24 protein-coding genes are annotated in these 24,025 nt (G+C 35.9%); 5 read left to right on the top strand and 19 right to left on the bottom strand.

Annotated features, from left to right (window positions below):
* Positions 1-84 precede the first annotated feature (84 nt).
* The 13 genes from ribD to rpsU all read right to left on the bottom strand — a co-directional run bounded on the left by ribD (position 85) and on the right by rpsU (position 15,641).
* Positions 85-1,194 carry a bifunctional diaminohydroxyphosphoribosylaminopyrimidine deaminase/5-amino-6-(5-phosphoribosylamino)uracil reductase RibD gene (gene ribD, locus ACYIAM_RS05170; RefSeq protein WP_483747554.1) on the bottom strand — a complete coding sequence of 370 codons (1,110 nt, stop codon included), beginning with the start codon at positions 1,192-1,194 and terminating at the stop codon, positions 85-87.
* 14 nt (positions 1,195-1,208) lie between these two features.
* Positions 1,209-1,661, bottom strand: a complete 453-nt coding sequence (gene nrdR, locus ACYIAM_RS05175) for a transcriptional regulator NrdR (protein WP_065587000.1) — start codon at positions 1,659-1,661, stop codon at positions 1,209-1,211.
* Between the two features lie 229 nt (positions 1,662-1,890).
* Positions 1,891-3,180, bottom strand: a complete 1,290-nt coding sequence (gene thrC, locus ACYIAM_RS05180) for a threonine synthase (RefSeq protein WP_483747503.1) — start codon at positions 3,178-3,180, stop codon at positions 1,891-1,893.
* A 117-nt stretch (positions 3,181-3,297) separates the two neighbouring features.
* Positions 3,298-4,236, bottom strand: a complete 939-nt coding sequence (thrB, locus tag ACYIAM_RS05185) for a homoserine kinase (RefSeq protein WP_483747504.1) — start codon at positions 4,234-4,236, stop codon at positions 3,298-3,300.
* Positions 4,237-6,693, bottom strand: coding sequence for a bifunctional aspartate kinase/homoserine dehydrogenase I (thrA, locus tag ACYIAM_RS05190; protein WP_483747505.1), 2,457 nt, complete (start codon positions 6,691-6,693; stop codon positions 4,237-4,239).
* A gap of 345 nt (positions 6,694-7,038) precedes the next feature.
* Positions 7,039-7,368: a hypothetical protein gene (locus ACYIAM_RS05195; RefSeq protein WP_174796629.1), complete on the bottom strand. Its 330-nt coding sequence runs from the start codon at positions 7,366-7,368 to the stop codon at positions 7,039-7,041.
* A gap of 139 nt (positions 7,369-7,507) precedes the next feature.
* The gene (locus tag ACYIAM_RS05200; RefSeq protein WP_483747506.1) at positions 7,508-8,263 is read right to left on the bottom strand and encodes an SDR family NAD(P)-dependent oxidoreductase; all 756 of its coding nucleotides are present in this window, start codon (positions 8,261-8,263) and stop codon (positions 7,508-7,510) included.
* 177 nt (positions 8,264-8,440) lie between these two features.
* Positions 8,441-8,893: a universal stress protein UspA gene (gene uspA / locus ACYIAM_RS05205; protein WP_065637249.1), complete on the bottom strand. Its 453-nt coding sequence runs from the start codon at positions 8,891-8,893 to the stop codon at positions 8,441-8,443.
* Between the two features lie 65 nt (positions 8,894-8,958).
* The gene (pitA, locus tag ACYIAM_RS05210) at positions 8,959-10,473 is read right to left on the bottom strand and encodes an inorganic phosphate transporter PitA (protein WP_174796631.1); all 1,515 of its coding nucleotides are present in this window, start codon (positions 10,471-10,473) and stop codon (positions 8,959-8,961) included.
* A gap of 68 nt (positions 10,474-10,541) precedes the next feature.
* Positions 10,542-11,513, bottom strand: a complete 972-nt coding sequence (locus ACYIAM_RS05215) for a bile acid:sodium symporter family protein (protein WP_483747507.1) — start codon at positions 11,511-11,513, stop codon at positions 10,542-10,544.
* A 65-nt stretch (positions 11,514-11,578) separates the two neighbouring features.
* Complete coding sequence (rpoD, locus tag ACYIAM_RS05220; protein ID WP_483747508.1) at positions 11,579-13,417, bottom strand: RNA polymerase sigma factor RpoD; 1,839 nt, start codon at positions 13,415-13,417, stop codon at positions 11,579-11,581.
* An 81-nt stretch (positions 13,418-13,498) separates the two neighbouring features.
* Positions 13,499-15,280: a DNA primase gene (dnaG, locus tag ACYIAM_RS05225; protein ID WP_483747509.1), complete on the bottom strand. Its 1,782-nt coding sequence runs from the start codon at positions 15,278-15,280 to the stop codon at positions 13,499-13,501.
* A gap of 145 nt (positions 15,281-15,425) precedes the next feature.
* Positions 15,426-15,641, bottom strand: a complete 216-nt coding sequence (gene rpsU, locus ACYIAM_RS05230; RefSeq protein ID WP_034882800.1) for a 30S ribosomal protein S21 — start codon at positions 15,639-15,641, stop codon at positions 15,426-15,428.
* 186 nt (positions 15,642-15,827) lie between these two features.
* Between rpsU and hemB the strand changes: the two genes are divergently transcribed.
* The 4 genes from hemB (at position 15,828) to ACYIAM_RS05250 (ending at position 18,949) form a co-directional block, all read left to right on the top strand.
* Complete coding sequence (hemB, locus tag ACYIAM_RS05235) at positions 15,828-16,835, top strand: porphobilinogen synthase (protein ID WP_174796635.1); 1,008 nt, start codon at positions 15,828-15,830, stop codon at positions 16,833-16,835.
* Complete coding sequence (locus tag ACYIAM_RS05240; RefSeq protein WP_483747510.1) at positions 16,817-17,098, top strand: hypothetical protein; 282 nt, start codon at positions 16,817-16,819, stop codon at positions 17,096-17,098. The genes hemB and ACYIAM_RS05240 overlap by 19 nt, the downstream gene beginning before the upstream one ends.
* Positions 17,099-17,340: 242 nt before the next feature.
* Positions 17,341-18,111: a transposase gene (locus ACYIAM_RS05245; protein WP_483747511.1), complete on the top strand. Its 771-nt coding sequence runs from the start codon at positions 17,341-17,343 to the stop codon at positions 18,109-18,111.
* Between the two features lie 28 nt (positions 18,112-18,139).
* The gene (locus tag ACYIAM_RS05250) at positions 18,140-18,949 is read left to right on the top strand and encodes a hypothetical protein (RefSeq protein WP_483747512.1); all 810 of its coding nucleotides are present in this window, start codon (positions 18,140-18,142) and stop codon (positions 18,947-18,949) included.
* Here the strand turns inward: ACYIAM_RS05250 and nudC are convergent.
* The 6 genes from nudC to epmB form a co-directional block, all read right to left on the bottom strand.
* The gene (gene nudC / locus ACYIAM_RS05255; RefSeq protein ID WP_483747513.1) at positions 18,946-19,749 is read right to left on the bottom strand and encodes an NAD(+) diphosphatase; all 804 of its coding nucleotides are present in this window, start codon (positions 19,747-19,749) and stop codon (positions 18,946-18,948) included. The genes ACYIAM_RS05250 and nudC overlap by 4 nt on opposite strands.
* 58 nt (positions 19,750-19,807) lie before the next feature.
* Positions 19,808-21,436 carry a membrane protein insertase YidC gene (gene yidC / locus ACYIAM_RS05260; protein ID WP_483747514.1) on the bottom strand — a complete coding sequence of 543 codons (1,629 nt, stop codon included), beginning with the start codon at positions 21,434-21,436 and terminating at the stop codon, positions 19,808-19,810.
* Positions 21,436-21,678: a membrane protein insertion efficiency factor YidD gene (gene yidD / locus ACYIAM_RS05265; RefSeq protein WP_174796641.1), complete on the bottom strand. Its 243-nt coding sequence runs from the start codon at positions 21,676-21,678 to the stop codon at positions 21,436-21,438. The genes yidC and yidD overlap by 1 nt, the downstream gene beginning before the upstream one ends.
* 47 nt (positions 21,679-21,725) lie before the next feature.
* Complete coding sequence (rnpA, locus tag ACYIAM_RS05270) at positions 21,726-22,082, bottom strand: ribonuclease P protein component (RefSeq protein ID WP_174796642.1); 357 nt, start codon at positions 22,080-22,082, stop codon at positions 21,726-21,728.
* A gap of 11 nt (positions 22,083-22,093) precedes the next feature.
* A complete protein-coding gene (gene rpmH / locus ACYIAM_RS05275) occupies positions 22,094-22,234 on the bottom strand; it encodes a 50S ribosomal protein L34 (protein ID WP_025314679.1) in 141 nt (46 codons plus the stop codon).
* Positions 22,235-22,389: 155 nt separating this feature from the next.
* Positions 22,390-23,418, bottom strand: coding sequence for an EF-P beta-lysylation protein EpmB (gene epmB / locus ACYIAM_RS05280; RefSeq protein ID WP_483747515.1), 1,029 nt, complete (start codon positions 23,416-23,418; stop codon positions 22,390-22,392).
* A 33-nt stretch (positions 23,419-23,451) separates the two neighbouring features.
* Between epmB and efp the strand changes: the two genes are divergently transcribed.
* Complete coding sequence (efp, locus tag ACYIAM_RS05285) at positions 23,452-24,018, top strand: elongation factor P (protein WP_483747516.1); 567 nt, start codon at positions 23,452-23,454, stop codon at positions 24,016-24,018.
* Positions 24,019-24,025: the final 7 nt, after the last annotated feature.

A 24,025-nucleotide genomic window follows, 5' to 3' on the forward strand; every position in this document is an offset into this window, starting at 1 on the left:
CAAAACCTAGATTTGTAGTTTTATAATGAAGCCCATTTTAGCTTTCGACTATATCGTTTAATAGATGATTTTTTGTTAATAGAATTATATCCGTTTTAAAATAACTCGCAGATCTTCGCCCACCATAACAACTGATTCAAATCGAAAATTTGGCGCCATTGACAAATTGTGTAAGTTAGGCAATATACACATATCTTTTGCATTATGGCCAAGTAATTTAGGTGCGTAATAGATAATCAATTCATCAACTAAGTTTTGTTCTATTAGAGCACCAGCTAGCTGGGCCCCCGCTTCAACCCAGACAGAATTAATACCTTTTTGACCTAAAATTGTCATTAAATGCACTAAATCAATATTATTTTTGGGTGAGGATTCAACTATTAATTGGCTGTTAGGCTTATTGATGGAAATAGCTTGCTTCCGCACTACCCATATTTCGCCTAATTGCTTAAAAAGATTCTCATCACCGGTTAATTGGTTTTGACCATCAATAATGACACGAATGGGCTGCCGAATTTTTTCGGCGGAATAAACTTGTTTTATATCATCAGGTAATTCAGCATATCTAACCGTTAAACTCGCGTTATCGGTTTGTACCGTCATTCGGGTACTTAAAATACAACTTGCCTGTGCCCTAAACTGCTGTACATCTTGTCTTGCCTTGCTTGATGTGATCCATTTGCTTTCGCCCGATGCCATTGCCACTTTACCATCAAGAGAAGTGGCAAGTTTAAGTTGTACATATGGCAATCCAGTTCGCATTCGTTTTAAAAAGCCTTGATTGAGAGTTTCAGCCTGCCTATCTAATACCCCAACAACCACTTCAATTCCCGCATCACGCAATCGTTTTATACCATTGCCCGAAACATTTGGATTGGGATCTTGCATGGCAATAACAACACGCCTAATTTGCGATTTGATTAGGGCATCGGCACAAGGTGGCGTTCGACCAAAATGGCTACAAGGTTCTAGTGTTACGTATGCTGTTGCATCTTTAGCATTATTCCCTGCCATTTGTAGTGCATAAACTTCGGCATGTGGGAGCCCTGCTTTTTGATGATAACCTTTACCAATGATTTGATTATCTTTTACAATCACACAACCAACATTAGGATTTGGTGATGTGGTAAAACGACCGAGCTTGGCTAGCTCAATCGCTTGTTGCATATAAAAATAATCATTGTCGTTTATCATCGTCATTTGGGGTATTATTTCTGTTGTAGCTTAGCAATTTCATTACTAAATTGTTCGATATCATCAAAACTAAAATAGACCGAAGCAAAACGAATATAAGCAATTTTATCTAAGTTTTTGAGTTCTTCAATCACATAGTCACCAATTAATTTTGCTGGAACTTCGCGTTCACCAGTTGCTCTAAGTTTAGATTTTATACGTGTAATAGCATCTTCAATGGCATCAAAACTCACTGGGCGTTTTTCAAGTGCCCTTTTGATACCATTACGTAATTTATCTTCATTAAATGGTTCACGAACTTTATTGCTTTTAATGACATTAGGCATAATTAATTCAGCAATTTCAAATGTGGTAAAACGTTCATTGCACTCGACACACTGGCGACGGCGACGCACTTGATATCCTTCACCGACAAGACGTGAATCAATCACCTTTGTATCATCTGCATTACAAAACGGACAGTACATAACAATATCCTTATAATGACATAATTAAGCTTACAATAGCTGAAAATTTTAATTTAAACAAGGTTGATTAGTATCTTCTATTTTTAGATGGGGTAGTACAAGTAAATTTAAGCATTAAAAATGAAGATGATGACTGTGAGGATAAAATTGGCTAGTCAATCAAGTAAACAAATTGGGACACTATCATTAAGTAAAAAATGCCGTCGCCTATTGGGCAACGGCACAATATTTACCAATCTAAGTTAATTAAAAAATCACGTAATTTGGCAAAATCATCAGGCATATTATGGGAAAGTAATGTCATATCTGCGCGTTCTGCTAGCGCTTTTGGTAGTGGAATTGACTTACCAAGAATATCTTCAACCACCTCTTTAAATTTAGCTGGATGTGCCGTACCTAAAAACAGACCATATTCACCGTCTTGCAGTTGATCACGTAATGCACGGTAAGCAATTGCACCATGGGGCTCTGACAAATAGTTTTTTTGATTCAGTTCACGAACGGTCTGCTTAGCAACTTCATCAGACACAGCAGCATGACCAAGTGATTTAAGTGCCCAACCTTCTCTTTTATAAATTTCCTCAATTCGAGGCCAATTATTAGGTTGGCTAACATCCATTGCATTAGATAGCGTTGCAACTGTTGCGTGAGGTTCCCATTTTCCGGTTTCTAAATATCGTGGTACGGTATCATTCGCATTTGTTGCAGCAATAAACCGTTTAATTGGTAAGCCCATCGTTTTTGCTAGCAAACCAGCAGTTAAATCACCAAAATTACCACTGGGTACTGAAATCACAAGTTGTTCACGTTGCTTAGGCGTTAGTTGTGCATAAGCTTCAAAGTAATAACAAATTTGCGCTAGTAATCGGCTAATATTGATAGAATTAGCAGAATTCAAACCAATGTTAGTTTTTAATTCCTCATCATCAAACGCTTTTTTAACTAATGTTTGGCAAGCGTCAAAGTCGCTTTGAATCGCAATAGTATGGATATTATCACCAAGCGTACAAAAAAGTTTTTCTTGTAATGGGCTAATTTTTCCCTCGGGATATAAAATTACGACCCGAATATTAGGTAAATGATAAAATGCATGGGCGACAGCGGCTCCAGTATCACCAGATGTAGCGGTTAAAATAGTAATTTTTTTATCTGCTGCAACTTGGACTAATGCTTGCGCCATAAAACGTCCACCAAAATCTTTAAATGCGAGCGTTGGCCCGTGATAGAGTTCTAGTGAGCCAATATCTGCTTCTACCGATTTTACAGGTGCAGGAAATTGGAACGCATTGTTAACGAGCCCATGCATATCATCAAAGCTAATCTCATCACCAATAAAAGCAGATAAGATTTTAGCACTACGAGTCACAAAATCGAGTTCTAATAATGATTCAATTTCGTTTATAGAAAATTTAGGTAGCTCTTGAGGGAAGAATAAACCTTGCCCTCTTCCTAATCCTTGTTGCACTGCATCAGCAAAACTAACTTGCTGGTAATGATCTTTTAAGTTATACAATTTCATAATATATTCCAGTTATCTTTACGCTTTAATTTTGTGCTCTTTCTGATGTCAACTTAATCAGTGAAAGTTGGCGTCTTCTTAGGTTTAACCCGATTTTTTTATATATAATCAATAAATTTAGATCACTCTTGTACCTTGGGCATCTATTTTACAAATATGGGTAAAACCTTCATCATTTTGTAAATAACAATGTTTAAGCAGTGATTCAATTTGTTGAGCAGTTTCAAGTTTATCGGTAATCACAAACATTGTTGGACCAGAACCGGAAATACCCGATGCCAACGCACCAAGTTGTTTAACCCGTTTTTGTGTTTCATCAAAGTGAGGCAATAGCTGTTTGCGATACGGCTCTGCAATATTATCAAAAAGCATTGTCGCAGCTAGCTTAGATTGCTTGGTATAACAAGCATGCAAGAACCCACCAACATAGCGCCCATGCGCTATACAATCAGCTTTTTGATACTGGGCAGGTAATATTGCGCGCGCATCAGCGGTTGAAACCTTAATGCCTGGATATGCCATTACCCAGTACCAATCTTCAAAATGAGGTATCGATTCACTAATGATGCCCATTTCATCAAGGATAAGTTGCATTCCACCCAAATAGCAGGGTGCCACATTATCATAATGCACACTACCCGAAATACGCCCTTCAAGTTCACCCATCATTGAAAGCATTTCAAACTCATTAAATGGTTTATCAAAAAACTCATTTAAAGCAACAAACGCCCCAACCACAGAGCAAGCGCTTGATCCTAGTCCCGAGCCAATTGGCATATTTTTTTCAAGCGTCATACTGACAGGCAATTTTTTACCCATTGCTTGGCAAAAGCGCTGCCAACATTGATAAACAATATTATATTTAGGATTATCGGGTAGTTTTTTTACAAATTGACCTTTGCTAGTAAGGGAAAATTCATTAGCAGATTCAACGGTAATACAGTCCCCCAGCATCGCACCACTAATCGGGCTAATTGCTGCACCTAATATATCAAAGCCAACACTAATATTGGCCATTGATGCTGGTGCATAAACAGTTAAAGATTTATGACTCATTTAACCCCCAATTTTGCCAGATGTAGTTCGTAAAATATCAGCAAAAACACCTGCTGCTGTGACATCATTCCCGGCACCATAACCACGTAAGACCAAAGGAATTGGTTGGTAATAACGTGTATAAAATGCTAGGGCATTTTCGCCATTTTTGACTTTATAAAGAGGATCTTCACTATCGACAGCTTCAATTCTAACACTGCATTGATTGTTTTCTATGCTACCAACATAACGTAATACTTTGCCTTGTTTTGCCGCTTGTTCTGATTTTGCTTTAAACTCTAAATCTAATTGCGGTAATTTAGCCATAAACTCATCAATACTACCTTGCGCATATTGTTCAGGTAAAACCGATTCAACTTCGATTTGATCAAGCTCTAATTGTAATCCTGCTTCTCGGGCTAAAATTAATAGCTTTCTAGCGACATCTGTACCCGATAAATCATCACGAGGATCAGGTTCAGTAAAGCCTTTTTCTTTTGCCAATTTAGTGGCTTCAGACAATGACATGCCCTCATCAAGTTTTCCAAAAATAAAAGAGAGCGAACCTGATAATATGCCAGAGAATTTAATTAGTTCATCCCCAGCATTAAGTAAATTTTGTAAGTTTTCAATAACGGGTAAGCCAGCTCCAACATTGGTGTCGTACTGAAATTTACGTTTACTTTTTTCGGCTTCTTGACGTAAACGTAAATAATAAGCCATTGAACTTGTATTTGCTTTTTTATTTGGCGTGACAACATGAAAACCATTAGCTAAAAAGTCTGCATATTTATCAGATATTTCACCACTAGAAGTACAATCAACTAAAATGGGATTAAGTAATCGATTATTTTTAGCAAACTCAATAATTCCATCTAATGAGTAACTATTTTCACTGTGCTTAATTTGCTCTCGCCAATTTGAAAGATCGATACCATCGCGATTAACAACGTTATGTTTAGAATTAAATAACCCACAAACACGCAAATCGATCTGTTTATTTTTAAGCCATGCTTGTTGACGTTCGATTTGATCAATTAATGCACCACCAACACCACCGACACCAATCACAAACACATCAAGCATTTTATCAGTACCAAATAACATCTGATGTGCAACACGTACGCCCATCACGGCAACATCATTATCAACCACAACTGAAATAGACCGTTCAGATGAACCTTGTGCAATTGCAACAATATTAATATTGGCTCTAGCAAGCGCTGTAAAAAAGTTAGCCGATAAGCCTCGCAATGTCCGCATACCATCACCGACAACAGAGATAATTGCTTGTTTTTCGATCACTTCAATTGGTTCAAGTAATCCATCTTTTAATTCTAAGAAAAACTCATCACTTAATGCTTCTTCTGCGCGATACAGTTCAGTTTGAGGTACACAAAAACTGATACTATATTCTGATGAAGATTGAGTAATGAGTACCACTGAAATACCTGCATAAGACATTGCTGAAAAAACACGGGCAGACATACCAACCATGCCCTTTAATCCAGGACCAGAAACATTGATCATTGCCATGTTATTTAAATTGGTAATACCTTTTACTGGGTTTGTTGAATCAACCACATTTGCTCCAATCAGTGTTCCCGGTGCATCAGGGTTATTCGTATTTTTAATTAAACAAGGGATTTGGAACTGGGCAATAGGTAAAATTGTTCTTGGGTGAAGCACTTTTGCACCAAAATATGAAAGTTCCATGGCTTCTTGATAAGACATCGTTGTAAGTAGTTTAGCATCGGGTACAATACGGGGATCACAGGTATAGACACCATCAACATCTGTCCATATTTCACAGCTATTAGCACGTAAGCATGCTGCTAGTACCGAAGCTGAATAGTCTGAACCATTACGCCCAAGAACAACTAACTCGCCTTTCTCATTACCTGCTGTAAAGCCAGGCATTAAAATAATATGATCTTGTGGGATACGCATTTCACTAATGCGGTGTGAAGACTCTGCAATATCGACCGTTGATTCTAAATAGCTACCTTCTGCAATTAACATCGCGACTGGATTGATTACAGTAACTAAATGCCCCTTAGCCTTTAGTAGCTCTTCCATAATGGCGATAGAAAGTTTTTCACCACGGCAGATAATTGATGCATTAATGCTATCAGGACATTGACCTAATAAACCAATCCCCTTAAGCAATTGCTTAATATTATTTAATTCATCAAGTGCAAAGCGCTTCATCTGTTCATAAGCAAAATTAGGTTGTGCTTTTGCAATGCCTTCTAATAAATCAGCAAAGATTTTTTCAGCATCATAGATATTATTTTGTATATCTTGCCCTGCAACTGTTTTTTCTACCATTGCGACTAAATGATTAGTAATTTTAGCCGGTGCTGATAAAACAGCTGCGTTTTGCTCTTGCTTAGCATTATTTTCAATAATCTCTGCAACGCGTAAAAAACGTTCTGCGTTAGCGACAGAAGTTCCTCCAAATTTTAAAACTTTCATATCACACCTTTACTTATTGTTCTAATTTATGCCCATTAAAATCCAAAATACCTTTTGCCAAAAAGGCAGCAATTTTAAAAATATTACTATAAATATCAAAATTTTATCTTTTATTTGTTTTTATGCTTTTTGAACATATTTTTTATATAAACTAAAAACCCGCCTTTTTTGGCGGGTTTTTATATTTTTTAAGGGAAAATCAACCCGCCCTATATTGAATAATAGTGCTTAAGGTGCCAATAATGTTTGAAATAGTCATTATCATTTTCATCACTTCCCTAACTAAATTTATACTTTAAACGCTAAAAACAAAACAGCCCGACATTTTCATGTCAGGCTGTAATTTTAAAAAACTTTTTTACTGTTTTCGTACTCATGAACGACTTTATTCAAAGCTTGGTAGATGCTTTCAGTATCTTGTTTTTTTAACGCTTCATCAAGAATATTAAGGTACGATAACATTAACTTTTGATTGTCTTCTGCAAACGTAGGCGATATTTCCTGATCTTCATATAGCATGACATAAGTGCGCGCAAATCCAAAGATCAAAAAATAAACTGCTGCATTTTTAGGGTCTTCTTGAATCAATGTCCGCATAGCGTTGCGCAGTTTCACATAGCTATCTGTACCCGGTAAGCTTGTTGCAAATGTTTTAGTTACTTCAGTAAATGTCATTACCATTAACCTCAATCAAAATTACAAGGGAAAAGAATAGCAATCCAAAGAAAGAAGTGCAAGTCTATTTTGTTTTTTATATCTATTTTTTAAAATTAAAGAATATCGGTATTTATAATTTAATCCCGATGTTATTTGATTATTCACCTTCTTTGTAAACCGCTAATCCAGCTTGAGCTTGTGCGACAGGCATTATCTCTAGTGAATTAACATTAAAATGTGTTGGTGTATTAACTAGCCATGAGACAGTATTGGCGATATCGTCTGGAGTTATATAATCAATACCCTTGTATACGGCAGCTGCTTGCTCATTATTTCCATGAAATCTAACATTAGAAAATTCAGTATCACCACATAATCCAGGTTCGATATTAGTCACCCTAATGTTTGTTCCTAAAAGATCGGTACGCAAATTAGCACTAAATTGTTTAACAAAAGCTTTAGATGCACCATATACATTTCCACCTTTGTAAGCATAGGTACCGGCTACAGAACCAAGGTTAATGATGTATCCAAAATTACGCTCAACCATACTAGGCAAAAGCTGATGGGTCAAGTGGATTAATCCAATTATGTTAGTTTGGATCATTGTTTCCCAATCATTATAATCGGCTTGATAAGCAGGCTCTAACCCCAAGGCTAATCCAGCATTATTAATTAAAATATCGACAGGTTGAAATTCTTTAGGTAGCTGCAACAATATTGACTCTACTGCATCTTTTTTTGTGATATCCAAAGCTAAAAAAGTAAAGTTTCTTCCCAATTCATCCGCTAGCTTTTGTAATTTTTCTGCACGCCTAGCGACACCTACCACTTTATAGCCATCTGCAATTAGCTTACGACAAATAGCTTGCCCAAATCCAGAAGATGCACCAGTAACTAAAGCGATATTCATATTAAATCCCCTTATTGACTATATAACAATTTGAGTGTATTTCCATAAATGTAATAGGTACAAACAAGAAAGTAGTAAATAAAAATATACTAAAACACATACTTTTCTGAAAGTTTTTTACAAATTATGAAATACTAATAAAAAACCCGCTAATTAAGCGGGTTGATATTTAACACTTCATTTAGCTGGTTCTTCCACTGGCTCTTCATCTTTTAATGGAACAATCAAAGTATCAATATGGGTATTATTGATAAGTTGACGAGCAGAAGACATTAATTTACTCCAGAAATCCTGATGATGCCCACACACAACCAGATCAATGTTATATTCGTGAATCGCTTCAATTAATACTTGGTCAAATTCCCCATTGCCCGAAAGAGTATGAGCGATAGGATAACCTGCATCATCCGCTAATTTATTTAATGCAAGATGTGCATCTTCGGTAATACGATCTTTCATATCATTCATATTGATATCAACTAAACCCGTGTAAAGATCTGAATAATTAATACCAACATGAATCAATGATATTTGAGCATTATATGGCCTAGCCATCGAAACGGCTTTTTCGACAAGAACTTCACTTTCAGGCGATAAATCAACTGCGACTAATATATGTTTATAAGCCATGATACTTTACTCCTTCCTATTTTTAACGCTCAAGTAAATTGAAAATCAGTACTCTACTTTTACTACTAAATTAATTTTTGAGCAAGCCAAAAAAGTGATCCAGATAACAAAATCGAAATTGGAAGTGTTAAAATCCATGTTAATGCAATACTTTTAATGGTTTTACTTTGCACGCCACCACCATCAACAATCATCGTTCCCGCAACCGATGAAGAAAGAACTTGAGTTGTCGATACGGGCATGCCGGTGTAACTTGCAATCCCAATTGATAAAGCTGTTGTGATTTGTGCTGATACTCCTTGTGCATAAGTCATGCCTTTCTTACCAATTTTTTCACCGATAGTAATCGCCACACGACGCCAACCAATCATCGTCCCTACCGCTAATGCCGAGGCAACCGCAACAATAATCCAAATTGGGGCATACTCTACTGTCTTAAGTAAATCATTATTTAAAGATTTAAGATATTGTTTGTCTTCTGATGATACATTCGGTTGTTTGGCAACATGAGATACCGTATCAGATAAACATAACAATATACGTCTAGTTTGTGATCGTTGATCAACAGTCAATGAGTCGTAATCATTGATTTTGTTAAATAAGTGATTAGCAATCCCTAATGTGATAAATGAGCGTGAATAATCACAATGATATTTATTCAAATCGCCTTCTGGAATACTGGTGTCTAATGCTGGCTGCGTACCAATTATCGTATTTAAATCATCATTATGGGTAACAAAATACTCTTGAATATTGTGAATCGCATTACGAGTATTTGTAATATCATAGGTGGATGCATTCATGTTAACAATAAAGCCAGCAGGAGCAATGCCCATTAATACTAACATTAATAAGCCGATACCTTTTTGCCCATCATTAGCACCATGTGAAAAACTCACACCAGCAGCTGAAATTATAAGCATAATGCGAATCCAAAAAGGGGGTTTCTTTTTGCCATAGAGTTTTTCACGTTGTTCTGGCGTCATGAAAATACGTTCTCGTTTTTTGCTGCTTTTTTTACTTTGGCTTTTACGTGTCCAATATTTCCTCAACAAAAAGATCATCAAGCCTGCAATCACAAGACCTACAACAGGGGAAACAATTAATGATAAAAAGATATGAATCATCTTAGGAATATTAAGGGCATCTATTATTGATGTATCCATAATAAATGCATTAGTCAGTGCCACACCAATAATTGAACCAATTAGGGTATGTGAGCTTGATGCTGGAATACCAAGATACCATGTTCCAAGATTCCAAATGATAGCCGCAAATAAAATAGAAAAGACCATAGCAAGCCCATGTGATGAACTTACATTAAGCAATAAATCAGTAGGTAATAGATGAACTATGGCATAAGCCACACTGAGGCCACCAAGCAAAACCCCAAAAAAGTTAAACATACCAGCCATAAAAACAGCGAGTTGTTCCTTTAATGCCCTAGTATAAATTACTGTTGCAACAGCATTAGCTGTGTCGTGGAATCCATTAATTGCTTCATAAAAGAGTACAAAAAACAGTGCCAAAACTAATAGTATAATGGTCGAAAATTCTAATTCAGCAAATAGATGTAACATAATATATCTTTCTGTTGTTAATAGCGGCCCTATTATCCTTGAGAATAGGGCAATGAGCAAAACAATTTTTAAATTTTTCGTTTTGCATAATGTGCAGCTAAAAGCGCACAAATCATTAATTGAACTTGATGAAAAATCATTAAGGGTAAAATCATTATGCCAATTATCGACATAGGAAAGATAATGCTAGCCATAGGAATACCGCTCGCTAAGCTTTTTTTGGAACCACAAAACACAATAGTGATTTCATCTTCTTTGTTAAAACCCAGTAATCTTGAACCATAAGTTGTTATTAATAAAACAATAATTAACAATATAATAGAATAAAAAATAATTGATAAAAGTGATAACAAACTAATTTGAGACCAAATGCCATTAGCAACGGCATCACTAAAAGCTACATATACAACTAATAGAATCGAGAATCGATCGGTGTTGGAAATGACACTTTTATATTTATCCACCCATTTGCCAATAAAGCGTCTTGATAAGTGACCAAGTAAAAATGGCAACATAAGTTTTAACATGATAGAAGTGATGGCATCTAGCATATTCATAGAATTTGAAGCTTGGGTATGCATCAATAAACTCACTAAAACAGGCGAAATAAACACCCCTAATAATGTTGATGCTGAAGCACTACAAATAGCCGCAGCCACATTGCCTTTTGCAATTGAGGTAAACGCAATAGCAGATTGAACGGTTGCCGGTAATACGCAAAGATAAACAAAACCTAAATAAAGATTTTGTGATAAGAAAGTGGGAACCAAAACTTGCATTATCACCCCAAGGATCGGGAAGATAACAAAAGTAGTCATAAAAATAACCAAATGCAATCGCCAATTTTTTATGCCAATAACAATTGCTTGAAAAGAAAGCTTGGCGCCATGCATAAAAAAGAGTAAGCCAATAGCAAAGGTTGTGAGGTTTTCAAAAAAAACTTTGGTTTGCCCCTCACATGGGAAAAAGCTTGCTGTAATAACGACACAAATTAGCGTTAATAAGAATGGATCAAGTTTAAAACGTTGGAGTATATTCATAGCTTTTAGCTTAATTAGTTAAAAAAAATCGCCACAATTGTGGCGATCTAAATAGAAAATAAAGTTTATTCTAAGAAACTACGAAGCACATCGGATCGACTTGGATGGCGTAACTTACGCAAGGCTTTAGCTTCAATTTGACGAATACGTTCACGTGTGACATCAAATTGTTTACCGACTTCTTCTAGTGTATGATCTGTATTCATATCAATACCAAATCGCATACGTAACACTTTGGCTTCTCTTGGCGTTAGTCCAGATAAGATATCGCGTGTCGCACTGCGTAGGCTTTCAGACGTAGCTGCATCTAACGGTTGCTCAAGAGCGGTATCTTCAATAAAGTCACCTAAATGGGAATCTTCATCATCCCCAACAGGTGTTTCCATTGAAATAGGTTCTTTAGCAATCTTAAGCACCTTACGAATTTTGTCTTCTGGCATTTGCATGCGCTCTGACAACTCTTCAGGCGTTGGTTCACGACCAATCTCTTGTAACATCTGACGTGAAATACGGTTTAGTTTATTGATTGTTTCAATCATATGCACCGGAATACGGATTGTTCTTGCTTGATCGGCAATAGAACGAGTAATAGCTTGCCTTATCCACCAAGTTGCATAGGTTGAAAATTTATAACCACGGCGATATTCAAACTTATCAACCGCTTTCATCAAACCAATATTACCTTCTTGAATAAGATCTAAGAATTGTAATCCGCGGTTAGTATATTTCTTCGCAATAGAGATAACGAGTCGCAAGTTAGCTTCAACCATTTCTTTCTTAGCACGACGTGCTTTAGCTTCACCAATAGACATACGTCGATTAATATCTTTAATTTGCTCAATAGAAAGATTAGTTTCTGTTTCAATTTGCTGTAATAGATTGATCTGAACTTGGATAGGTTCTTCAAATTCTTTCAAACTTACAGCAAATGCGCTTTTAGCAGTTAATGCCTTGTGATACCAGTTCATGTTATTTTCATTACCGGTAAAATGCGTCATAAACTGCTTTTTCGGCATTTTGCATTGTTCCACACAGATCTTCATAATGGCTCGTTCATGTGTTCTAACGCGCTCCATCATGCTTCTCATATTATTAACAAGAATATCAAACTGCTTAGCAACTAAACGGAATTGTTTGAATATTTCTGATAAATTTTCGATCCCTTTTTGTGCTTTTTTATGAGCACGACCATATTTTTTTATAGCCTCAGAGGTTTTATCATGTTGCTCTTTTAATTCAGCAAATTTAGCTTTTGCAACTTCAGGATCGATAGAAGCATCATCATCAGTTGAAGCATCGCTTTCTTCATCCTCGTTCTCATCGTCGCTATCATCAATGTCAATTTCGGTTTCACTAACTAACTCTTCAGGTAGTTCTTCCGCAACTTCTTCAGCATTCGGATCAACAAAACCTGTAATCAAATCAGATAAGCGAACTTGTCCGCTTTCGATTAAATTATATTGCTCTAAAAGATAGGTAATGGCTTCTGGATATTCGGATACCGAAGTTTGAACCTGATTAATACCATCTTCAATACGCTTAGCAATATCAATTTCGCCTTCACGCGTTAACAGTTCAACCGCTCCCATTTCGCGCATATACATACGAACGGGATCGGTTGTTCTACCAATTTCTGACTCAACATTAGATAATACTAATGCTGTCGCTGCTTCAACGGCCTCTTCATCAGGGACATTATCGGAAAGTAATAACTCATCAGAATCTGGGGCTTCTTCAAGAACTTGAATCCCCATATCATTAATCATTTGGATAATATCTTCAATCTGATCTGAATCAATAATCTCTTCAGGCAAGTGATCGTTGACATCAGCATAGGTTAGGTATCCTAGCTCCTTACCTCGAATGATTAGGAGTTTAAGCTGTGATTGAGAATTTTGCTCCATAAAAGGTATCCACTTTAGTTATTTGGTCATCTATATTATATATGTAGAACAGTATCTGAAATCTACATTTACCCTATATATTTAGTCTTTTTTTGATAAAACAAGTATTAAAGTCGCCAATTCTTTTTTCTCTGCGGTACTTAAACCGGAGACTCTCTCTTTTGCGATTAGTTCATCTTGCCTTTGGGCGAGTATGTTATCATACAACTCTTTTAAAGTATGTGAAAAAGTTGAATCTATTTCATCATCTTGATAATGACACTCCCATGTTGATAAACGATTTAATTGTTTATAAAACGGTCTATCTATACACTCTGTTAATATTTGTGCTGTCGTTATATTGGGATAACGTTGACATAATTCAAGTAATTCAATGAAGATCTCAATACCTGCCATTTTAACTTGGCGAATCACATTAATATCAGAAACTTGCTCAGCAAGATTAGGATATTGAAGTAATAAACCAATTAAAACACGCATAGTGGTTAATTTCATTTGTGATACAGGGGCTTTTTCTTTCGCCTTTTCATCACCTTTAGAGCGATTTTCATTCATTAATTGCTCTAGCTGAGAAACATCAAGCAAACCTAAATAATTGCCAAGTTTTTGTAATAAATTTAATCTGAAAGCTTTTGCCTTAATTTGATCAAGTAGCGGTAAAGCTAACGAGCTCAATTTAGCTTTTCCTTCAGCAGTTTTTAAATCAACCTGTTTCAAAAGTTCATCAAATAAAAACTTTGATAAATTTGAGGCCTCATTTAAATATTTTTCAAAACCCGCTTTACCAACCTTACGAACAAAACTATCCGGATCTTCATCTTGAGGTAAAAAAGCAAAGGTAATTTTCTTACCATCGATTAAGCAAGGCAATAATACATTAAGAGCTCGCCATGCGGCACTTCGCCCAGCATTATCGCCGTCATAACAAAATATTACCGAATCTGTTGCTCTAAATAATAACTTAATATGTTCTTCTGACGTTGCCGTACCTAAAGAAGCAACTGCATAATCAATGCCATATTGAGCAAGCGAAACCACATCCATATAACCTTCAACCACAATGAGTTGTTGAGGATTACGATTCACTTCTTGTGTTTCATAAAGTCCATAAAGTTGAAAACCTTTATGGAAAATTGGGGTTTCCGGTGAATTAATATATTTTGCTGGGTCATTAATGATAGTTCGGCCACCAAATGCTATCACGTTTCCTTGCCTATCACGGATAGGGAACATGATTCGTGCCCGAAAGCGGTCATATTGATTACCACTATCATTGGTTACAAGCATTCCTGCTTGTTCATAAAGCACTGCTTCAGCTTTTGTGTTAACAATGTTTTGTGAAGTTAACCGCCAATCATTAGGGGCAAAACCAATTTTATATCTAGCAATAATTTCAGCGTTAAGCCCTCGATTTTCAAGATATTTTTGAGCATCAATAGATGTTGGTAATACTAATTGCTGCTGGTAGAAATCCGTGATTTTAGCCATCAAGGCATACAAATCACGACGTACATTTCGAGATTCAATATGCTTGGATTGATCTATTTGATTGTTATCACTGTCAATATAAGGTACTCGAATCCCTTGCATACTAGCCAATTCTTCAATAGCTTCAGGAAAAGACAACCGTTCATATTGCATTAAAAAATTAACAACCGATCCCGATGCACCACATCCAAAACAGTAATAGATCTGCTTTTTCTCATTAAGCGAAAAAGAGGCTGTTTTTTCATCATGGAAAGGGCAGCAACCAAAATAGTTATTCCCCTTTTTTTTCATTTTAACGCGTTTACTAATCACATCAAGAATGCTAGCTCGAGCAATGAGATCTAAAATGAAATCGCGAGGGATATGACCTTTCATGATAAATTTTCAACCAATTTAGGTGTTATAGAAAGACAACAAGCCGTATCAAAAATACGGCTTGTTAGAATTCTTTATATTAAAAAGATAACAAATTGATTTTAATATCAATTCAAGTTTTCAGTATAAATAATCTTAAAAACAATTAATATAGACGAGTGCGACGAGCGTTTTCTCTTTCTAATTTTTTAGCATGGCGTTTAACAGCTGCCGCTTTAGCTCGTTTACGAATAGTCGTTGGTTTTTCGTAAAATTCACGATTACGAACTTCAGCTAAAACTCCTGCTTTTTCACAAGAACGTTTGAAACGACGTAATGCTACATCGAAAGGTTCATTTTCACGTACTTTAATTACTGGCATGTGCCTCTCACCTCAAATTTGTTTAATATCACAAGGGACTAAAATTTAGTGCGCAATTTTACCCCTAATCAATATATGTTGTAAAGTAAAAAATCGAATTATTCTAAGAGAGCAAATTAATTTGCCAATCAACATATAGCGTCAGATAATAAATGAAATCTGATTAAGAATAAACAGGAGTTTTTCATGCCATCATTTACAGGTCAATATCCAACTCGCCGCTTACGTCGTAATCGTGCCCATGATTTTAGTCGTCGTATGGTTGCAGAACACAGCTTGACCGTCAATGACCTCATTTATCCAGTTTTCATTATTGAAGGCAATAATGTTACTGAACCCATTACCTCAATGCCAAATGTAAATCGAATGAGTATTGATGTATTACTAAAAGAAGCAGAACAAGTAGCTAAATTAGGGATTCCTGTTCTTTCATTATTTCCTGCTATTGAACCAGCAAAAAAATCACTACTTGCTCAAGAAGCATATAATGAAACGGGATTAGTACCGAAAGCGATTCGAACATTAAAAAAAGAGTTCCCTGAGCTAGGCATACTCACTGATGTCGCACTTGATCCTTATACCACCCATGGACAAGACGGCATTATTGATGAACAAGGGTACGTGCAAAACGATCGCTCTGTTGAGACGCTTGTAAAACAAGCGCTAATGCAAGCAGAAGCGGGAGTAGACATTATCGCACCAAGCGATATGATGGATGGACGCATTGGCGCAATACGTAATGAGCTAGAAAAACACGGTTTTGTTAACACCCAAATTATGGCTTATTCAGCCAAATATGCATCTTGTTTTTACGGTCCTTTCCGTGATGCTGTCGGCTCTGCCCAAAATATTAAAGGTGGCAATAAAAAAACTTATCAGCTCGATCCTGCTAACAGTGATGAAGCATTACAAGAAATTTATCAAGATTTAAGCGAAGGTGCAGATATGGTCATGGTTAAACCGGGTATGCCTTATCTTGATATCGTGCAAAGAGTCAAAGAAACTTTTGCTGTGCCGACTTTTGCTTATCAGGTTTCTGGCGAGTATGCCATGTTAACAGCGGCAATTGAAAAAGGTTGGTTAGATGAAAAATTAGCCATTACGGAGTCTTTACTTTGTTTTAAACGCGCAGGAGCCGATGGTGTATTAACCTATTTTGCCAAACAAGTCGCCGAATGGTTACACCAAAAATAAATATATTTATTCAAATAGATAATAATTACGCACTCCAATATTTGGAAGGCGTATTTATTCCGATACCGGACGTGAATATCAAAGCACAGGCGAACACCTATTTGTTAAAACGTGTAATAACCATTATATCAATCAATAATTTACAAAACCTGCCTGCAAACGAATGGGAAAGCGGAAAGAATGACACGGTTAAACTGCATAAAGCGATTTCAGGGAAAACGCCTTATGAGTTTTTAGAAGATTATTTTAATCATGAAGTGTAAACAACCTGACTTTCCCTACAAAATATCTAACATATCGAATCATATTATCAACCATACTACTTAATAACAATACAACTTCCATTCTTCCTTGGGCATCGATAATAAGAAATAAAAATAAGTGATTACTTAGCCTTGGTTAATAATTATTCTTTGCTAAAAATTGTAAAAAAGTTTCGGGGAAGCTATATGTTTAAGTAAAAATCTGATAATATTTACAGGGATAAGCGATAAGGGAATAAAAAATGATTTATGAACTCGTACCAACCGAATTGCATGATGAATTCAAAGCTTTTCATCATGACCTAGAAAAAATAGCATCGCAACATGTAGAAGCTTGTCCATTTTGTAAAAAAACTGCATTTTATTTAATTCGTTCAAAACCAACTAAAACATACCGCTGTAAAGATTGTCATAAATATTTTACCGTTTCAACCAATACTCCTTTCAATCGTTTAATGCCATTTAATTGGTTAGAACTTATCTTTACTAGTCGCATAAAAAATATTAGTTATATCAATATTGCAGAAAAACTTGAAAGCTCATTAGAAAAGGTAATACGTCGAGATCGTGCTATTATTCATTATCTTCAAATCCATTACCCATCATTGCATAAATGGTATACACATCAAAAACAAACCACATTAATGCCAACTTTAGCAGAACAACATCAAACCATTAAAGCTAAAGTAACCACCTTATTGAATGAACAAAGCCCAACGTGTATACACTGCGGATCGAACGAAACAACCAAAGTCGGTTCTCGCACTTGCTATCGCTGTAGGCGCTGTCGACATAGTTTTAATATTTTAAGCAACACTAGTTTAAACCGGATACCAAAACCTGAATTATGGCTACAATTCATTGATCTACTTGTTTCTGGAGCGAATAATTTACAAATAAGAAAAGCACTTAATTTACACAATGATACTGTACGTAAATGGCGTTCGGCTTGGTACCACATGATGAAAGATTGGCACTGCGAAGCACTTGCTATTTGGTGCAAAAATAAATAAGACAACAGAATAAAAGGAAATCAGCTCTATGAAAAAAAATAGTTTATTTTTATATATATGTATATTTGGCAGTACACTGTCCATCAGCGGTTGCGATGATAAAAAAACAGTTGATGAAAAAAACTTGCCACAATTACCGACAGCAATGATTAATAGTTATCTTTTTCATACTGAACCAGAACTTTTACCGTTTAGTAAAATGATTAAACAGCAACATATTCAAGGATCATCAAGTAAAATCATTAACTACAATGAACAAGGCTTTGTAGCTAATTATGATTTAGAAGGGTTACATGGCGACATTAACTATGAAACAGCTAAATATAGCTACGGCATGGGTGACACCAGAAATGTTTATGAGATTACTTTTGATTCATCGAAAAATATTCTTGGCATGAAAAACAATAATAATGATATAGTTGCAAGTTCAGAATTTGATGAACAAGGTCGTTTGGTTGAAACCACCCTATCACGATTTGCAGAAAATAACGTCATTTTTAACAGTAAAATTATTTATGATAACAACCGTGTCGAGCTTGTGTTATATAACGCTTATGTTCCTGTTGATGAAAAAACAAAGTTTCCTGTATTAGCACAAGAAAAAGATGTCGTTTACAATGCCAATAAACAATTAGAAAAAACCATCACCAGAACCTTTAAATTAGCATCAAATGGTGACATCATCATTAATGATAAAAATGAACAAGAGGTTGAACTCACCGAAACGTGTACTTATTCGGATTATAATCAAAACAACGATTGGACTAAAGCTGTTTGTATTACAACAGGCGATGAATCAAAAACTGTTAATCTAACTAGAACTATTGAATATAATTAATCATTGCCATATTCATCATAGTCACGGCAAAGTGTAATTGTATCTTCAATTAAGCGTCTTGCAATGGTGCCATACTCTGGGATTTTAGGTAATTGTGTGTAATGGTACCAGTTTGCTTCAATGAGTTCATTTTTGTCTACCACTATTTCACCACTATCATAATCAGCTAAATAAGCCATCATTAATGAATTAGGGAATGGCCAAGGTTGCGAGCCTACATAACGAATATTCTTAATTTTGATTCTTGACTCCTCAAATACTTCCCGCTCAACTGCGGTTTCCATTGTTTCACCAATTTCAGTGAAACCAGCTAAAACAGTATATAAGTTATCTTGATTATGCCTAACATGCTTTGCTAATAAAATTTTATTTTTGTGGCGAATAGCCACGATAATAGATGGTGAAATTTGTGGATAGTAACGCTCTTTACAATGGTCACACATACAGCACCATTCTGTATTACTAATATACATCTCATGTCCACAATAGCCACAATACTTATGAGAACGATAAAACTCAGAAAGTTGTACAGCTCGACCTGCCATATTAAATAATGATTGATCAGTTATATCCAGTAATTGACGAATTGAACTCATTGCATGTTTCATTTCATCACAAATCAGCCAAGCAATTTGCCCATTCCATTCACCTATTGGTTGCGCACGCTTATGGGTAAAACCGAGCTGATCGGCACGCCCAATAGGAACATCACCATTAGGCAACCATAATCGACCATTAGCACTGACAAACCAATAACCGATTTCATTACCAGTTAAATTAAATTGTTGTTGTATATTCATATCATTGACACCAAAAATAAAAACGAAAAAGGAGGATTTACTCCTCCTTTTTCCAATACTATTTCTTTTTCTTCTCGTGAAGTCCTTTTTTCTCAAGTTCCCAGTAGATAACACGCTGCTGAGCAATTGTGAATAAGTTACTAACAATATAATATAAAACTAAGCCTGATGGGAACCATAAAAAGAACAATGTAAAAATTAATGGCATATAAGTCATTAATTTTTGTTGTAGTGGATCGGTAACAGGAGTTGGTGACATCTTTTGGATTAAGAACATGCTAGCACCCATTAATAAAGGCAAAATATAATAAGGATCTTGCGCTGATAAGTCATAAATCCAAAGTGCAAATGGCGCATGCCGTAGTTCAACTGCATTACCTAACATATAGAATAATGACAAGAAAATCGGCATTTGAATAATTAATGGCAAGCAACCACCTAATGGATTCACTTTCTCTTGCTTATAAAGCGCCATTGTTTCCATACTCATTTTTTGTCTATCATCACCATAGCGCTCTTTTAAAGCCTCTATACGAGGTTGCAATAACTTCATTTTTGCCATTGAACGATACTGCGCACGAGTTAATGGGAATAAAATACCTCGAACAATAAATGTGATGACAATAATAGAGAAGCCCCAATTACCCACAAAACCTTGAATAAACTTCAATAAATAAAACAAAGGCTGCGATAAGAACCATAACCACCCGTAATCAACAATTAAGTCAAGATGGTTAGCGGTTTCTTTCAATTGACTTTGAATTTCTGGTCCTAACCATAATTTGGCTCCAATAGTTTGTGTGCTACCTGCAGGAATAACAGCTGACTCACCTTTGAAACCAATCGTTGCTTGTGATTTATTAGCCGTTGCTCGTGTATAAAATAAGTTATTTTTATCCTGTGTTGGCACCCATGCTGAAGCAAAATAGTGCTGTAACATCGCAACCCAGCCTGTTTGCGTCTCAACTGCTAACGCTTTATCTTTGATATCATCAAAACTATATTTGCTGTAGTTAGTATTCGAACTTGAATAAGCGGTGCCACGGAATGCACTTTGTCCTAGTCCACTTCCCCCTTCGGTTGGTATATCATCGGGTAATTTAATGGTTTGTTTTAATTGACCATACATTGCTACATCAACAGGTACATTGCTTTGGTTATTAATGTCATACTGAACATCAATTGCATAATTACCACGATGTAATATGTAATATTTAGTATAACTTACACCATTAACTTGATAAGTAAGTGGAACACGCAATTCATCTTGCCCATCAGCTAGCACATATTCAGACTTTTCAGTTTGATATACAGGACGTTTTGAGCCTTGAGTCGCATTATCTGGACCATCTTTACCTGTTAAACCACTTTCTGCAATATAAACAAAATCGGGGCGTGATGTTAATAATTGGAAAGGCGTGCCAGAATGAAGCGTTTGCTCATATTTTAACAGTTGTGCAGCTTGTACATCACCGCCATAAGTATTAATGGTGAGTGACAATACATCTGATTTTACAATAACTGTTTTACCCAGCATTGAGCCATCAGCTGAATTATCATCACTCATTTGTTGCGTTAATTGATTTGCGATTGGCGGTTTAGGTGCGTGATCTTCCTCCCACGCTTTCCAAATGAAAAAAGATACAAAAAGTAAAGCAATGACTAAAATATTACGTTGAGATCCCATTAGTGTTTTTCTCTATTGGTTTTAATTTTTGGAGGAACAAAGTCTTCTCCTCCTTCATGTAAAGGATGACATTTTAATACACGTTTAACTGTTAGCCAACCACCTTTTATTAATCCAAAACGTCGTAATGCAATTATTGCGTATTGTGAACATGTCGGTGTAAAACGACATTTAGGGCCAAGTAAAGGACTAATAACACGCTGATACACACGAATAAAAAGCACAAAAGCATTTACTATCATACATTTAAATGCATAAACATGCTGTTTGATAATTAATTTAAATTTATTCAAACCTCGTACTTGGTTATGATTCGCTGGCATAATTTATTTAGTGTTTCAACGATTTGCTGATTATCTAAGTCTATAACAGGTTGTTTAGCCATCAAAATAAAATCGATATTAGGAAGTTGATGTTGATGATGTCGAAAATACTCTTTAGCCAGCCGCTTGATGCGATTACGCTCATGAGCTCGTTTTACCTGTTTTTTAGCTATAGCAAACCCTAATCGCATATGATTATGGTTATTTTTACGTGCAACTAACGTTAAAAAAGGAGAACCAGCTCGAATGGACTCTTGAAAGACATGATTGAAATCAAAGGGAGTTAACAATCGTAACTCCCGCGGAAAAGTGAACTTAATCACCCAACTTTAAATCAGCTAGCAACAGTTAAACGAACACGGCCTTTAGCACGACGGCGAGCAAGAACTTGACGACCGTTTTTAGTTGCCATACGAGCACGGAAGCCGTGAGTTCTATTGCGTTTTAATACTGATGGTTGAAATGTGCGTTTCATGACGATTTATATCCAAATCTAATTTATCAACAGGTTGCAGAGTTTAAACTCCACAGCATTAATTAAAGAGGTCGGAATTATAGAGCCTATTTTATTTTCCGTCAATGAGATTTTCATAGAATGTTTTTTCGCAATTTAACCCCATATTAAGTGAATTAATCATTCACTGATAGTACACGCTTACTTTTTTCACCGCCCACTTCGCGCGCTAATTTTGGCACTAAATAACCCGATACTTGATCAGCAAGTTGTTTCATTATTATTTTTGCGGACTCATCATCAACCAAAAAATGAGCAGCGCCTTGCACTTTATCTAACAAATGGATGTAATAAGGCAAAATCCCAATATCAAAAAGCTTATTGCTCAACTGAGCCAAAATATCGGCATTATCATTAATATTTTTCAACAATACGCTTTGATTTAGCACAGTTACACCGCTTTGTTTTAAAAGCTTAATTGCATAAGCAACAGCATTATCAATCTCATTTGAATGATTAATGTGAGTAATGACTATTATTTGCAACCTACTTTCAGCAAATAACCGACAAAGTTCAGGCGTCACTCGCGAAGGAATAACAACGGCCAAACGTGTATGGATTCGTAATCGCTTAATATGTGGGATTTTTTCTAGTGCATTAATCAAAAAAGCCATTTCATGATCTTTTGCCATTAGTGGATCACCACCAGATAAAATAATTTCATCAAGTTCAGGGTGATTTGCAATATATTCAAGCGCAATACCAAGGTTCTTTTTATTGCCTTGATTATTATGATAAGGAAAATGCCGCCTAAAACAGTAACGACAGTTAATTGCACACGCCGTTTTTGTGATCAACAATGCGCGATTATGATACTTATGCAATAACCCTGCAATGGCATTATCTTGCTCTTGTAATGGGTCATGACTGTAGCCATCAACTTTTAATAATTCCTTATCATGACAAAGCACCTGTAGTAAAAGTGGGTCATTACTATCCCCCTTTTTCATTCGGTTAATAAAAGCCCTAGGGACACGAAGCGGAAACTGTTTTTTTGCCTGTTGCATAGGGATTGAGATGGTGTCAGGATCTAGACCTAAATAGGAATATAAAACGTTGATATCTGTCACAACATTGGCAAGATCAACAATCCATTCATCTTTATTATTTGGTAGTTCAATTTTTTGCTGTATAATATGGCTCATTTTTTGTAATTCAGAATTTTAGTTGGAGCTTTTATGGCATCTTATAGTACTAATGAGTTTAAAGCTGGTCTTAAAATAATGCAAGATGGTGAACCGTGTGTCATTGTTGAAAATGAATTTTATAAACCGGGTAAAGGTCAATCCATCAATCGCGTAAAAATTAAAAAATTACTTTCAGGTAAAACTGTCGATAAAACATTCAAATCAGGCGAATCAGTCGAAGCGGCTGACGTTGTTGATATGAACTTAACTTACCTCTACACCGATGGTGAGTTTTGGCATTTTATGAATAACGACACATTTGAACAACTTTCGGCTGATGCTAAAGCAGTTGGCGACAATGCAAAATGGTTGGTTGATCAAGCTGAATGTATTTTAACATTATGGAATGGTCAACCAATTGCTGTAACACCACCAAACTTTGTTGAACTTGAAGTGATCGAAACTGACCCAGGTTTAAAAGGCGACACAGCAGGAACCGGTGGTAAACCAGCGATTTTATCAACTGGTGCGGTAGTCCGTGTACCTTTATTTGTACAAATTGGCGAAGTCCTTAAAGTGGATACTCGCTCAGGCGAATATGTATCACGCGTTAAATAAAATCGCG

This window comes from Gilliamella sp. X-60, assembly GCF_057063585.1.